General features: G+C 60.5%; 11 protein-coding genes. 3 read left to right on the top strand and 8 right to left on the bottom strand.

Features of this window, described 5'->3' with window-relative positions:
• Positions 1-3: 3 nt before the first annotated feature.
• The gene (pgk, locus tag K1X71_16710; protein ID MBX7074784.1) at positions 4-1,422 is read right to left on the bottom strand and encodes a phosphoglycerate kinase; all 1,419 of its coding nucleotides are present in this window, start codon (positions 1,420-1,422) and stop codon (positions 4-6) included.
• A gap of 97 nt (positions 1,423-1,519) precedes the next feature.
• Positions 1,520-1,957, bottom strand: a complete 438-nt coding sequence (locus K1X71_16705; protein MBX7074783.1) for a response regulator — start codon at positions 1,955-1,957, stop codon at positions 1,520-1,522.
• Between the two features lie 192 nt (positions 1,958-2,149).
• Between K1X71_16705 and K1X71_16700 the strand changes: the two genes are divergently transcribed.
• Complete coding sequence (locus K1X71_16700) at positions 2,150-2,911, top strand: NRDE family protein (protein MBX7074782.1); 762 nt, start codon at positions 2,150-2,152, stop codon at positions 2,909-2,911.
• 364 nt (positions 2,912-3,275) lie between these two features.
• Here the strand turns inward: K1X71_16700 and K1X71_16695 are convergent, their stop codons facing one another.
• Together K1X71_16695 and K1X71_16690 are read right to left on the bottom strand one after the other, a co-directional pair.
• On the bottom strand, positions 3,276-4,283 hold the full coding sequence (locus K1X71_16695) for a DUF1080 domain-containing protein (protein MBX7074781.1): 1,008 nt from the start codon (positions 4,281-4,283) through the stop codon (positions 3,276-3,278).
• 16 nt (positions 4,284-4,299) lie between these two features.
• On the bottom strand, positions 4,300-4,617 hold the full coding sequence (locus tag K1X71_16690) for a scaffolding protein (GenBank protein MBX7074780.1): 318 nt from the start codon (positions 4,615-4,617) through the stop codon (positions 4,300-4,302).
• Between the two features lie 360 nt (positions 4,618-4,977).
• On the opposite strand from K1X71_16690, the gene lpxA reads away from it, so the two are divergent.
• The gene (lpxA, locus tag K1X71_16685; GenBank protein ID MBX7074779.1) at positions 4,978-5,835 is read left to right on the top strand and encodes an acyl-ACP--UDP-N-acetylglucosamine O-acyltransferase; all 858 of its coding nucleotides are present in this window, start codon (positions 4,978-4,980) and stop codon (positions 5,833-5,835) included.
• Between the two features lie 83 nt (positions 5,836-5,918).
• On the opposite strand, the gene ppdK is transcribed toward lpxA, so the two are convergent.
• Positions 5,919-8,657, bottom strand: a complete 2,739-nt coding sequence (ppdK, locus tag K1X71_16680) for a pyruvate, phosphate dikinase (protein MBX7074778.1) — start codon at positions 8,655-8,657, stop codon at positions 5,919-5,921.
• Between the two features lie 220 nt (positions 8,658-8,877).
• Complete coding sequence (locus K1X71_16675) at positions 8,878-9,312, bottom strand: DUF2007 domain-containing protein (protein ID MBX7074777.1); 435 nt, start codon at positions 9,310-9,312, stop codon at positions 8,878-8,880.
• Between the two features lie 244 nt (positions 9,313-9,556).
• Between K1X71_16675 and K1X71_16670 the strand changes: the two genes are divergently transcribed.
• On the top strand, positions 9,557-11,188 hold the full coding sequence (locus tag K1X71_16670; protein ID MBX7074776.1) for a hypothetical protein: 1,632 nt from the start codon (positions 9,557-9,559) through the stop codon (positions 11,186-11,188).
• Between the two features lie 21 nt (positions 11,189-11,209).
• Here the strand turns inward: K1X71_16670 and K1X71_16665 are convergent, their stop codons facing one another.
• Positions 11,210-12,535, bottom strand: a complete 1,326-nt coding sequence (locus tag K1X71_16665; GenBank protein MBX7074775.1) for an ABC transporter permease — start codon at positions 12,533-12,535, stop codon at positions 11,210-11,212.
• Entirely contained in the window at positions 12,535-13,230 is a 696-nt protein-coding gene (locus tag K1X71_16660) for an ABC transporter ATP-binding protein (protein ID MBX7074774.1), read from the bottom strand. Before K1X71_16660 ends, K1X71_16665 begins: the two co-directional genes overlap by 1 nt.
• Positions 13,231-13,420 lie beyond the last annotated feature (190 nt).

Genomic DNA, 13,420 nt, shown 5'->3' with positions numbered 1-13,420 from the left:
CTTTCAATCAATCGGTTGCTCTGCGGCCATCCGCAGCGCGACCAGATACGGCACCGGTTCGTGACCGAGCACGTTGAGCACCGTGCCGCCAGCGGTAAAGACGTGGGTGACCCAATCCGATTTGCCATACTTCTCCAAGGCGGCGCCCCCTTCGCCTCCGCCCACATAGACGGCCACGCCGGCCTCTTTCATCCGCTTCAACTCCTGCATGAAGCGGCGCGTGCCTTCTTCGAATCGCGAATCCTCGAACATGCCAAAAACGCCGTTGTGGAACGCGACCGCCGGTTGCCCGCCGCTGGCTTTGCTGTTCTTGGCTTCGTCGATGAAGACTCCCACCTTGTTGTGAAACAGTTCGATGGTCTTGGGTCCAATGTCGAGTTGTTGGTCGTTGGGGCCAAGCTGTTCCGCCACGCGGCCGTCGGCCAGCACAAAGTCGACCGGCAAGACAAAATCGATCCCGCGCCGGCGACCTTCCTCCAACATCTGAAAAGCCTGTTCGACGCGCTCCGGCGGTATGTAGTATGGTTTGTCGCTATGAGCAGAGTTCTCTGCCACGCCCAAGTTGCACTCGGCGCCCGAGAGTCGCGCGGCGGCTTTCTTCAATGCCATCGCCAAAGAACCGGCCGCGATCACCATTTTCAATCGGCCGTTGCGGACCATTGCTTCGAGGTCGTCCAACTTGTCGATCTTGAGCCCACTGAACACCACGAGATCGGCGTTGAGGCAGTGCGTCATCGGCCCTTCGAATTCGCTCGCCACATACTTGCCAAGCGCCACACGTTCCATCGTCGCGGGCACAACCGTGCTCGATGCGTCAAGGCTGCCCGCGCTGAGCGCCTCGTTCACATACACAGTTCCAATCTTAGCGGCGATGTTGTTCGCCAATGCGGCCAGCGGTCCCGCGAGTTTGCCGAGATCGTCGGGCTTGGCCTTCCAAAGCGCGCGTTCGATGTCGTATTTGCGAGTGTTCTCAAGCAGCAGCACGCTGCCGGTGGGCGCGGATCGGATCGCGCTTGCCGCAACGTCGGTAATATCGTGAGTGGCCGGGTCAAGCCAATCTTCCAGCAGTGAAATCTGGATGTCTAATAGCTGCGACATTCGGTCGCGAACTGCTTTGAGAGTGCCCTCGGGCTTGCGGCCGATATGGCCAAACACAACTTGCTTCCAGCCGCGCTCGATGCCAAATCGCAGCGTGTCGACCATGGATCGCAGCCGAATGTCGCCTTCGCCGACCTTCGCTCCTGGCTTGGCGTCGACATCGCCACGCACCAACACCACCGTGCCGGCCGGCAGATCGGCGAGGCTTTCCAGTCGTGGAATCGCAGCCAAGCTAGCGGCCAGCGATTGGTCGGCGGCAAAGGGTTCGGCGCCCAATAGACGGCGACACCAGTTCGTCATGTCGTCGGCGGTGATCTTCGCCATGACTCTCTTGCTCCAGAATGAACGAGGCGGGGGTTGCGCCGTTCAAAATAGCAAAAAAGCGCGGCGGCGAAAGGGAACGACGACCGTAGTCTGGCGATTACGCCAGCACCGCTCGGGCGGTTTCTTCAATCGCGTGCCGAATCAGCAAGAACAACGCGTCCGGGTCGCAGGGCTTGCGTACAAAGTACTGACAACCGGCGACGCGCGATCTGCGGATAATGTCGGGCCGAGCCATGCCGCGCAAGATAATCACGGGGATATGGCATGTCGCCGGCTGCGCAGCGAGACGCTCGACTGCCGCCACCGCGTCCATGTCGGGCAGGCGCTGATCCATCACGATCAATTGAGGTATCGACGACAATGCCATCTCGATGGCGGCTTCGCCCGATCGCGCCATGAGCGTGTAGTAGCCTTGCTGTTCCAATCCTCGTCCCAGACTGTCGGCCAGAGATCGATCGGCATCGGCAATGAGAATGGTGGGCGCGGGACAGGAACAGGAAGCACGCGCCGGCTGGTCAAACAAATGACACGTCATGAAGCACCAATCAACGGGCGGGGAGGTGGGGCGGGGGTTGACGGCGGGATTTGTCAGGCAGGCTAATAGCGGAGTACGCCATCAAACCCTAGATCGGCCGAATCGCGTTGTCAAATCTTTCTCCAATGGAAGCGAGTAAAATTGCCCTTTGAAGTGTCTTGGGGTCGTTCCTCGCTGACGAAAAGCATTGCTATGTGCTTGATTGCCTTCCAATATCGCACGTTCGCCGCAGCGCCGATTCTGCTTGTCGCCAACCGCGAGGAATACTACGGTCGGCCCGCCGCCCCACCGCGGATCCAGCCGGGTTCGCCGCGTGTGCTGTGCGGCCTCGATCACCGCGCTGGCGGCACATGGCTGGGAGTCAACGAATACGGCCTGGTAGTCGCAGTGACGAACCGATTGAGTTCGTACCCGCCCGGCGAGCCACGATCGCGAGGACTGCTGTGCCGCGACTTACTGAACCGCGCGAACGCGAGTGATGCAGTGGACGTCGCTCAGCGAGAACTGGCGACTGGGCGCTATGCAGGCGCCAACTTTCTGTGCGCCGACCCTGGCAACGCCTTTTTGATTCAGCACGCGGATTCGAGCGATATCGTTCCATTGTCGCCGGGACTGCATTTGTTCAGCAACACCGCGCTTGACGATCGCGCGGACGCGCGGCAGTGCTTTGCGCGATTTGAACTGGCCAGTCATTTTCCCAACTCGGCATCGGCCTTCTGTGAAGTGGCCGGCCGAATCTGGCGCCTTCCGGCGGACGCCCATGGAAATGGCGGCGTTGTGCTGCGCGGCGAAGATCGGGGAACCGTGTCGTCCACGATCCTGCTGCTGGCCGCTAACCGAGAAGAGAGCGTATATCGTTATGCCGACGGGCCGCCAGACACCACTGGGTACGCTGACCTATCCTCGCTCGCGCGAGAATTGTTCGCGTCAGGCCGCTCAGGCCAAACGGCATGAAGCACACGACCCGACAGGGTACGAAAAAAGCCGCAGTATGCGGTTTGCATACTGCGGCCTGAAGGACCAAGCTCTCGTCGATTGCGACGGTGGCGTCGCTTCGAGATTGGCGCAGGACGGGCAGCGCTAGGCGCGGCCGTTTGATGTCCTGGGCCATCGATTACACAATGTGTCCACCTCCGACGGAATCCTGGACGAGAGCGATTGGTCCCTCTTGGCTCGTGTCAGCCGCCCCCCATTGGCGACAGAGAATTCTATCGGCAAAGCAATCGCCGTCCACAACCGAAAGTTACAAGTCAATTTTGTCCACCCGCTTTGCCGATTTGATTCAACTTTAGCTTATCTCGTTGCGAGGCAAGCTGCCTCAATTTTTTCCGGCAGAGCCGGGCACGATCCAGATGTTGCGAAATTGCACCGGCGCCCCGTGATACTGAATATAGAACGGCCCGCCATCGGCCGTTTCGGCGACCTTCCAAGGACTGTCGCTCGTGCGGGTCAACTCGAGTTGGTCGTGGATCAACACGCCGTTGTGCTTCACCGTGACACGCGCATTGGCCGTCTTATTGCCGCTGGCGTCAAATCGAGCCATTTTGAAATCCATGTCGTAGGTCTGCCATGACAACGGCGGCAGACACATGTTCACCAGCGGCTTTTGAAAGTGATAGACCGCGCCACATTCGTTGTCGGCCCCGTCGAGACCGAATGAATCCAGTATTTGCACTTCGTAGCGGCGCTGCAAAAACAGGCCGCTGTTGCCACGATCCTGTCCGCGCGCATACGGCATATAAGGGAGCAGAAACTCCAGATGCAGCGTGAAGTCGTCGAACGATTGCTTAGATTGGCCACCGACTTGCATGAGGCCGTCTTTCACACGTCCTCCGCGCCAAGCGTCGGCGGAATGTCCGTCGAACAGCACCACGGCGCCCGCCGGAGGAGTTGCTCCGAGCGTTGGACTTTCACGATGCACTTGCGGCAGCGTGCCGGCAGGTTTGCCGCTGGCGTCGAACAGCTCCAACAGGCCTCCTTTGGCGATCCCGCTACCGTGATCTGACTTGAATTCCGCCCCCCCCGAACCCGCTTCTCGATCGTCGCTGCTTTCGGTAATCACCCTCTCCGAGCCGTTCCAGCCATCGCCCGGAAGGCCACCTTGGTACCCGACCGCGCGGAACTTGCCATCGCCGAGCGAAACGATCTGCACGCCGTATTTCGACCCATCCGTGAGTTGGCCGGCGTATTCTCCTTGAACCTGAAAATCGGCGCCGGCGCTTAATGTGTCGACGAACGCCTTGCGATACTGCGACTTGGAGGAATCGGCAGCGGTCGCCAACGACGCGAGCGGCAGCGTTGCGAGCAAACAGCAAAGGAAGCGCATCGTGGTTCCTGACGCGTTAGTGGCCTTGTTGCAACATGCGAGCGCGCGCCATGGCGTCTTCGGCTTGAGGAATCAAGCCAGCGCGCTGACAGATGACGCTGAGTTGCGTGAAACTGAATGGCTCGTTGGGCTCCAGTTCGCAAACTTTTCTCGCATGGTCCACAGCCTCTGGATGGCGACCTACCTTGCCTAGCAAAACGGCCATCGCCGAATGGGCAAGCACGAACTTGCCGTCCTGGGCCAACAATTCGTTGAGCTTGGCAATTGCTGCTTCAAGATTGCCTTCGTCCTTCAGTTTCTCAGCTTGATTGTACAGTTCGTGACTATCGGACATTCGTCTCTCCAATGACTTTGCCAGCAGTGCAATCAGCCCAGCGGGGCGTTTCGCTTGTCTCATTCTGGAAAGCTGGCGAAGCAGGGTCAAGGAAGTCGCTCTTGCAACGCTGACGCCCGAACAGACACAAACCTCGTTGTCTGTGGTAGTAGCGACAAACCGTCGATCTGAGGCCATCGGTTGCTGCAAAACCCTAACACTCGGAAACGAGCGGCTAATCGGTTGACGCGGCAAGGCCGATAAGAAAGCGTAGCCGACCGTTTTCCCGCAGCGGATCGGCAACTTGCCTGAGACCAGCGGCGATTTTACCCGCATTCGCCGCCGGCCTGCCGCAACGACCCAACTTCGCCGAGGTTCATAGTGAAGATCCATCCGCTGGCCATCGTCAGCCCCGATGCGCAACTAGGTCACGACATAGAAATCGGACCCTTTTCGATCGTCGAACCCGACACGGAACTCGGCGATGGCTGCCGTCTTGAAGGGCGAGTGACCATCAAGCGGGGCACACGATTGGGGCCGCACAATCACGTCTATGAAGGGGCCGTGCTGGGCGGCTTGCCGCAACACGTCCACAAACCGAGCGACGTGGGCGGGTTGATCGTGGGTTCGCACAACACCTTTCGCGAGAACGTCACGCTACATCGCGCGCTGCGGCCGGGCACGGCCACCTGCATTGGCGACCACAATTATCTGATGGCGAACGCGCACGTCGCCCACGATTGCACGGTGGGCAATCACATCATCATGGCTAACAACGTGCTGCTGGCCGGGCATGTGCTGGTGGAAGATCGCGCATTCATCTCGGGCGCGGTCGCGATTCATCAATTCTGTCGCGTCGGTTGTTTGGCGATGGTGGGAGGTCAGGCGCATGTTACTCAGGACGTGCTGCCTTTCACCACGATTGATGGCGCCACCAGCCTGGCGGTCGGTCTCAATTTGATCGGTCTACGCCGCAATGGCTACAGCACCAGTCAGGTAGCGGAGCTCAAGGCCGCGTATCGGCTGATCTATCGCGGGGGGCACAGCCGCGCGGAGACATTGCGGAGATTGGCCCAGCAGTTCGCGGCGGGGCCCGCCGCGTCAATGGAGCCGTTCCTGGCCATCTGCAAGCGCGGATTCGTCGCGGAGCGACGCGGTCCGGCGCCGGTCACGCTCAAGTTAGTCGAAGCGAATCAGTCGAGCGGACACGAGCACTCGCGGAGGCGACTCGCTGGCTGAGGCGGCGCCTCAGTCGGTATGCCAATCTGCGATTGGTGAACTTCAATGCTCGTGGCGGCCTGCGCTCGTGGTGGCGCGGCGAGTTACTTCTTGGCCTTGTCCGCCACCGCGGCCTGCGCTGCCGCTAGCCGCGCGATCGCCACACGGAAGGGGGAGCAGCTCACATAGTCGAAACCGAGCTTGTTGCAGAAGACCACACTAGCCGGATCGCCACCATGTTCGCCGCAGATGCCGATCTTGAGGTTCTTGCGCTCGCTGCGCCCGCGTTCAACGCCAATCGCCATCAGATCGCCGACACCCGATTGATCAATCGTCTGGAAGGGATCATTCGGCACAATGTCGTGTTCGCGATAGTAAGTGATGAAACCGCCGTAATCGTCGCGGCTCATACCGAGCGTCGTCTGCGTGAGGTCGTTGGTGCCGAAGCTGAAGAACTCGGCGTGTTTGGCGATCTCGTCAGCGCGAAGCGCCGCGCGCGGGATCTCGATCATGGTGCCGACTAGGTAATCGACCTTCATGCCTTTCTCTTGAAAGACCTGCTCGGCGGTGTCGCGAACGATCTTTTCTTGATTGCGATACTCGGTGACGAAGCCCACCAAGGGGATCATCACTTCCGGGATCGGCGTGGCGCCGGCCTTCTTGGCGTCGCAGGCGGCCTCAAAGATGGCGCGGGCTTGCATCCGCGTGATCTCCGGGAAAACGATGCCGAGTCGGCAACCGCGATGACCGAGCATGGGGTTGAACTCGTGCAAGTCGTGCACGCGGCGCGCGATCGTCTCCGCCGTCGTGCCGATCTTCTTAGCCAGTTCGGCCTGTTCGGAAGACTCGTGCGGCAAAAATTCGTGCAACGGCGGATCCAAGAGCCGGATTGTCACGGGTTTGCCAGTCATGGCCTTGAAGATGCCGCAGAAGTCTTCGCGCTGGAACGGCAATAGCTTGGCGAGCGCCTTCTCGCGCGCTTCGATAGTTTCGCCGAGGATCATCTCGCGGAATTCGTCGATATGATCGAAGAACATATGTTCGGTGCGGCACAGGCCAATGCCTTCGGCGCCAAAAGCGATCGCTTCCTCGGCCTGCTTCGGCTCGTCGGCGTTGGTGCGAACCTTGAGTCGGCGGTACTCGTCGGCCCAGCTCATGAGCTGAGCGTAACGGCCATAGGTTTCGGACGCCTCGGGCTTGAGAGTTTTGGCTATCAACACCTGCAGGATTTCGCTGGGTCGATCCTGCACGGCGCCCTCGAACACCTCGCCGGTGAATCCATCGATCGAAATGGCGTCTCCCTCGCGAAGCGTCTTGCCGCCTACTTTGACCGTTCCGGCCTTGTAATCGATCTCCAGATCGCTGCAGCCCACGATGCAGGCCTTGCCCATCTGCCGGCTGACCAGCGCCGCGTGCGAGCTGGCCCCGCCGAAGGCGGTCAAGATGCCTTTAGCCACTTTCATGCCGCGCAAGTCCTCGGGACTGGTCTCGCGGCGGACCAGGATCAATTGCACATGATGATCGCGATCCCACATTTTCTCAGCGTCAGCAGCATGTAAGACAATCTTACCGCTGGCGGCGCCGGGGCCGGCGTTGATGCCTTTGGCCAACAACCGGCCAGCCTTTTGCGCCTCGCGCTTCGAGGCCGGGTCGTAGATTGGCTGCAAGAGTTGATTCAGATCGTCGGCGGGGATGCGTCTGGCGGCAAGCGCCTCTTCCTTGGTGATGAGCCCCTCGTTCACCAGGTCGACGGCGATGCGCACCGCGGCAAAACCAGTGCGCTTGGCGTTGCGAGTTTGCAGCATCCAGACTTTGCCGCGCTGGATGGTAAACTCGATGTCCTGCACTTCCTTGTAGTGCCGCTCCAGCAACTTGCCAATTTCCTCAAGCTGCTTGAAGCCCGCAGGCATGTCCTTGCCGAGGGTTTCCTCGATTCGCTTGGGTGTGCGGATGCCGGCCACCACATCCTCGCCTTGCGCGTTGATGAGATAATCGCCATTGATGCCGGGAGCGCCGAGGGCGACATCGCGCGTCATGGCCACGCCGGTAGCGCAGTCGTCGCCGAGATTTCCGAAGACCATGGCCTGCACGTTGACCGCCGTGCCCCACTCGTGCGGAATGCCGTTCATGCGCCGATAGACAATCGCGCGATCATTCATCCAACTACCAAACACGGCGCCGATGGCGCCCCAAACCTGCTGCATGGGATCGGTGGGAAAGTCCTTGCCGGTCTGGTCCTTAATCGCCTTCTTGAACTCGACCACCAACTCCTTGAGGTGCTTGGGGCTCAACTCGTTGTCGAGCTTCACACCGGCGGCGTGCTTCTTTTCTTCCAGCAGCTTTTCGAACGGGTCGATCTCTGTTTTGTCCTTCGGCTTGAGGTCGAGCACCACATCGCCATACATCTGCACGAAACGGCGATAGCTGTCCCAGGCGAAGCGCTCGTTCTGTGATTGCTCCGCCAGGGCCTGCACGGTGTCGTCGTTGAGTCCGATGTTGAGCACGGTGTCCATCATGCCGGGCATTGAGTCGCGCGCGCCAGATCGACAGGAGACAAGCAGCGGGTTCTTGGTGGAGCCAAACTGGGCGCCCATCGCCTGTTCGATTTTGCGCATGGCCTCATCGACCAGCGCCTTGAGTTGCGGTGGATACTGGCGGTCATGGTCGTAGAAGTAAGTGCAGACGTTGGTGCCGATGGTGAAACCGGCTGGAACGGGCAGGCCGATCCGCGTCATTTCGGCGAGGTTCGCGCCCTTGCCACCGAGGATGTCGCGCATGGTGGCGTCGCCATCCGTGCCTTGCGGACCAAACGAAAAGACGTATTTCTCATGGGCAGCGGCCATGATGCGTTCCTTATCTAACTGTCAGACTTGAATATCAGGCGGAAAATCGGCGGGCAGGCACGGCGTCAGCCGTTTCGGGGTGAAAACCGTCTGGTTTTTCCGCTACTGCGCCGCGAGCCAAATTCGGCGGAGGCGCGACCGGCAACAGCGCCATTTACGAAAAACAGCCCCAGAATTTACCAAATCGGGCGTTGTCGCGAAAGCGCCGAAAATGGCCACCTCAGTCGGATGCGACGTTGTCGAGGTCGTGCGTGCCAGGTCCGTCCGGCGCGACGATGAGATTGGAAGTCGCGCCTTCCGAGGCAAGAATCATTCGAGCGCGCGTTTCGTCTTCCACAGCCACCAGCAAACGAACGGCAATCGCCGTGTCGCCAAAAATGGTTGCCGCCAATTCATTGTGGACGAACGCGGCAATTTCATTCGCCGCGAGCAGATTCTTGGCCAACCCCGCTTCGTGCGCAAAGCGATACCTGGCGATGGTCGTCATTGATTGGGGAGCGCTGGCCAAATGCGAGATGACACTCATCAAAAGCGCGATGACGCCGCCGACGACTGCCAAGCGCGGCGAAATCGCGGCGGCGATCGAAAAGGCGGTGATCGCCACCAAGATGGTGCGCAGGCGGAACTGGATCCAAGGGGGAAATGAATCGGCCATCGGCGTATTCTATCGCGGACCTTGCACGCCGGCGTCAATCGACCAGCGAACTTCTTGGATGTTTTCCCGCGCTTCCACTCGTTTGCCGCCAGAATCTCGCTTGGCATCGGCGACAACCATGTGACTCCAGCCCGCCAGGGATGTGGTTACTGCCGCAACAAGCGTGGCGATCCGCTCTGGCAGGGCAAGGGAAGCGCCGGTACGCTGGCGCCGACGCCCTTATTCGCAGGCCAATCAGCACGCTATGTCGCCAACTATCGCGCAACTCAACTCGGACACGACGCGTACCAGCGCCGGTTCGCGCGCGCAGGCGGCACTAGAAGTCTTGCTGATTTGTGCGGTCTTCGCGATCCATGCCGGTTGGCCGATCCCCGATGTCAACGAATCTCATTACCTGGTCAAGGCGCGCCATTTTTGGGATCCGGACTGGATACCAAACGACTTCTTTCTTGCGCCGCCGGCAGAGCAGAGCCTGTGGACAGAGAGCCATCTGGCGTTCTATCTGGCGACCGGATGGATCAGTCGCCTGGTTTCACTGTATTGGTATGCAGTGATTGGCAGAGCGGCGATCTGGCTGTCGCTGGCCTATGCCTTTCGCCGACTGTCGGTGGCGGTTGTGCCTGCCCGCTGGCTTAGCGTGTTGGCCGCGGCGCTATTTGTAGCAATGAGCGAGAACTGCCAATTGGCGGGCGAGTGGGTGGTTGGCGGCGTCGAGGCCAAGAGCATCGCCTATGTGTTCGTATTCTTGGCGCTGGCTGGCATGGCAACGGGCCGCTGGCAGCGATCCATGTTCTGGGCAGGGATAGCGACACTGTTTCATGTGTTGGTGGGAGGCTGGACCGCGGGGGCGATTCTGATCGTTTGGATGATCGATCCTGCCAGGCCGCGCCCGGTCTCATTGTTGCGAGCGGTCTTCGTCTTTGGGTGCATCGCAGCGCCGGGCGTTGTGCCGGTGCTGGCGATGGACTGGGGTGTTGACCCGACGGTGATTGCCGAAGCCCGTCAACTGTATGTCTTTCAACGGTTACCACACCATCTGTTGCCGCCATTGTTTTCGCTGGAAGGGGCAACACGTTATCTAGGGCTCTATTTGTTGTGGTTGCTGTTTGCGTGGAGCATCGTCCCGAGCGATGCGCAGCGCCGGGTGCGTTGGTTCACGCTCTTGGCGATGACGATCGCGGCGTTCGGCATCCTGCTCTCCTGGGCGACGTGGCATCGCGCCGATCTGGCCGCCACCTGGATGCGTTATTATTGGTTTCGCCTTGCCGATTTCGCGTTGCCGCTTGGGGCGGCGTTGGCATGGGTTGCGTGGGCAGCGGGTGGTAGCAAGCAGTTTGCTGGACGACCAACATCTGGCCGTAAACGCCATTGGCGGCTGGCGGCGCCGATCGTGGTGGCTGGAATTTACCTTGTGACTCACGGTCGACAAGTGCTGACTTCCGATCCGGCCCGCTCGGAGGTGGCGAGCAAGGTCGAGAACGCAACCGATTGGCGCTCGGCGACCGAATGGGTGAAAGCGAACACCCCGCGCGACGCCGTCTTCCTGACTCCGAAGACGGCGCAAACCTTCAAGTGGCGCGCTGGCCGGGGGGAAGTCGTCAACTGGAAGGATTTGCCGCAAGACGCCCGCGGAATTGTCGAGTGGTGGCGGCGGATGGTCGACATCTATGGGCGTGAAGAATACGCCGTCAATTCATGGGAATACGGTTCGCTGGCAGAGTTGACGCCGTCACGGCTGCGCGAATTGGGGCAAAAGTACGGCGCCACGTACCTGCTGACGGAGAGCGACCCGCCGCTTGATTTGCCGCGTCTGTACACGAACGGGACGTACACCGTTTATGCGCTGGAAGTAGCGCGATCGGGGAGGGGCGAGTAGCTCATTCGCTGACGATTGGGCCTACTCATGCCGCAGCGCTTCGATGGGATCCATCGCCGCGGCGCGCATGGCGGGATAGAGTCCAAAGATCACCCCCACGCTCATGGAGATGAAGAACGCCAGGGGAATCGACCACGGCACGATCACCGGCATCACCGTGCGAATCACCTCGGGCAGTTCGGCCATATTCTGAGGAAACGCCATCTCGAGCGCTCTGCGCAAGACGTTGGTGAGCGGGCCACAGATCAGACCGCCGAGGATTCCGGTGGCGCCGCCAACCACGGAGAGGACCACGGTTTCTACCAGGAACTGGCGGGTGATGTCGCGGCGCTTGGCGCCAAGCGCGCGGCGGATGCCAATCTCGCGGGTGCGCTCGGTGACGGTGGCGAGCATGATGTTCATGATGCCGATGCCGCCAACGACTAGTGAGATGGCGGCGATCAAGCCCATGAAGATCATGAACATGAGTTGCGTGGTCTTGGCCTGTTCCAGCAATTCCAGTGGCACCGTGACGGCGATATCGTTTTGCTTGTGGTGATCGGCGAGCGTTCGCTTCACCAGTTCGGCGGTCTCCACGACGTTGTCGACGGAGTTGACGCGCAAGGTGATTTGACTGAGTTCGACAATTTCACCCTCGAACGAGCCGCTGCGACGGACAACGACCGAATCGCCAATGCGCTGCCAAAGAGTCTCAATGGGGACATAGACATCATGGGAAAAATCTTGGGCCGACAGCGAACCGCCGATGCCCGCCATGGCTTGGCGCGGCTTGAGTACGCCGACGACGACGTAGTAGTCGGTCTCAATATGGATTGACCGTCCGATCGGGTCTTCGTAGGGAAAGAGCTTTTCCGCGACTTCGGAGGCCAGGCAGCAGACCTTTTCTTTTTGATTGAGCTCCACTTCGGTAATGAAATGGCCGCGCTCGACTTCGAGTTGAGTGACATCGGCATACTCGGGCGTGCAGCCGACGAGACGGCCATCGACAACCGGCCGATCGGCATAGCGAAATTGCTGGCGAATCTCGCGAATGCGCAAGGCGCGTTCGACCGTGGGGAGAGTCGCTTCCAGTCGAGTATGGTCCAGCCGTGTGAGGCCATAGGGAACCGGTCCACGAACCTGCGCGGTGGCCTCGTTGGCCGGTTTGATCGAGCGGACAATGATGTTGTCGGCTCCGAGTCCGCGGATTTGTTCTTGCGCCTTGCGACTGATGCCTTCGCCAATGGCGAGCAGCCAGATGACGCTGGCCACACCGATGAACATGCCGAGCACGGTGAGCAGCGAGCGCAGCGGATGCAAGAGCAGGCTCTTCACCCCGAGCACCCACGTGCGTAGTCCCAGGCCCATCATCGGAAGCGCTCGTCGGATTGCAGCAGTCCGTCCCGGAGTCGAATAATGCGCCGCGCGCGGCGGGCCACTTCGTCTTCGTGCGTGACCATGATGATTGTTTTGCCCGCGGCGTTGAGTTTCTCCAGCAGATCGAGAATTTCGCCAGTGGTCACTGAATCGAGGTTGCCGGTGGGTTCGTCGGCCAGCATGAAGTAGGGATCGTTAACGAGGCTGCGAGCGATGGCCGCGCGCTGTTGTTGACCGCCGGAAAGCTGAAACGGCCGATGCTTGAGTCGCTCGCCAAGGCCGACCAGTTCGGCCAGTTCGTGACAACGAGCGCGATCGGCCGCGCTCACGCGCCCACGATAGTGCAGCGGCACTTCGATATTTTCGAGCACCGTGAGTTGCGGAATCAGGTTGTACGATTGGAAGACAAAGCCCAGGCGCGAGGCGCGAATTTCGGACAACTGGTCGTCGGACATGCGCGCGACGTCGTCGTCGCCAAGAAAGTAGTTGCCTTCGGTGGGGCGATCGAGACAGCCGAGCAGATTGAGGAAGGTGGATTTGCCCGATCCGGAGGGGCCCATCACGGCGACATAATCCCCTTCCGGCACATCGAGCGTGATGCCGCGGAGCGCGCGGACGCGCTCGCCTTCAAGAAGGTATTCCTTCTTGAGGTCGGCGACGCGGGCGGCGAATCGAGCGGTTGTAATCACAAGTGCGCTGGACGAGGTGACGAAAGCGGACTGGTGTCCGCTGAAGGGGGTGCGAGACGAGTCGGTGGATTACAGACCGGACGCGCCGGCGCCGGCGGCCGCGATCGCGCCGCCTCCGCCCGGGCCACCCGGTCCGCCGGCGCCCGCCATTTGGGCGCGCATGCGGTTCATGGCGGCGAGCAGTTCG

The organism is Pirellulales bacterium, from assembly GCA_019694455.1.
Taxonomy (GTDB): Bacteria; Planctomycetota; Planctomycetia; order Pirellulales; family JAEUIK01; genus JAIBBY01.
The sequence above is the reverse complement of the archived record's forward strand: the minus strand, read 5'-3'. Positions and strand labels throughout refer to the sequence as shown.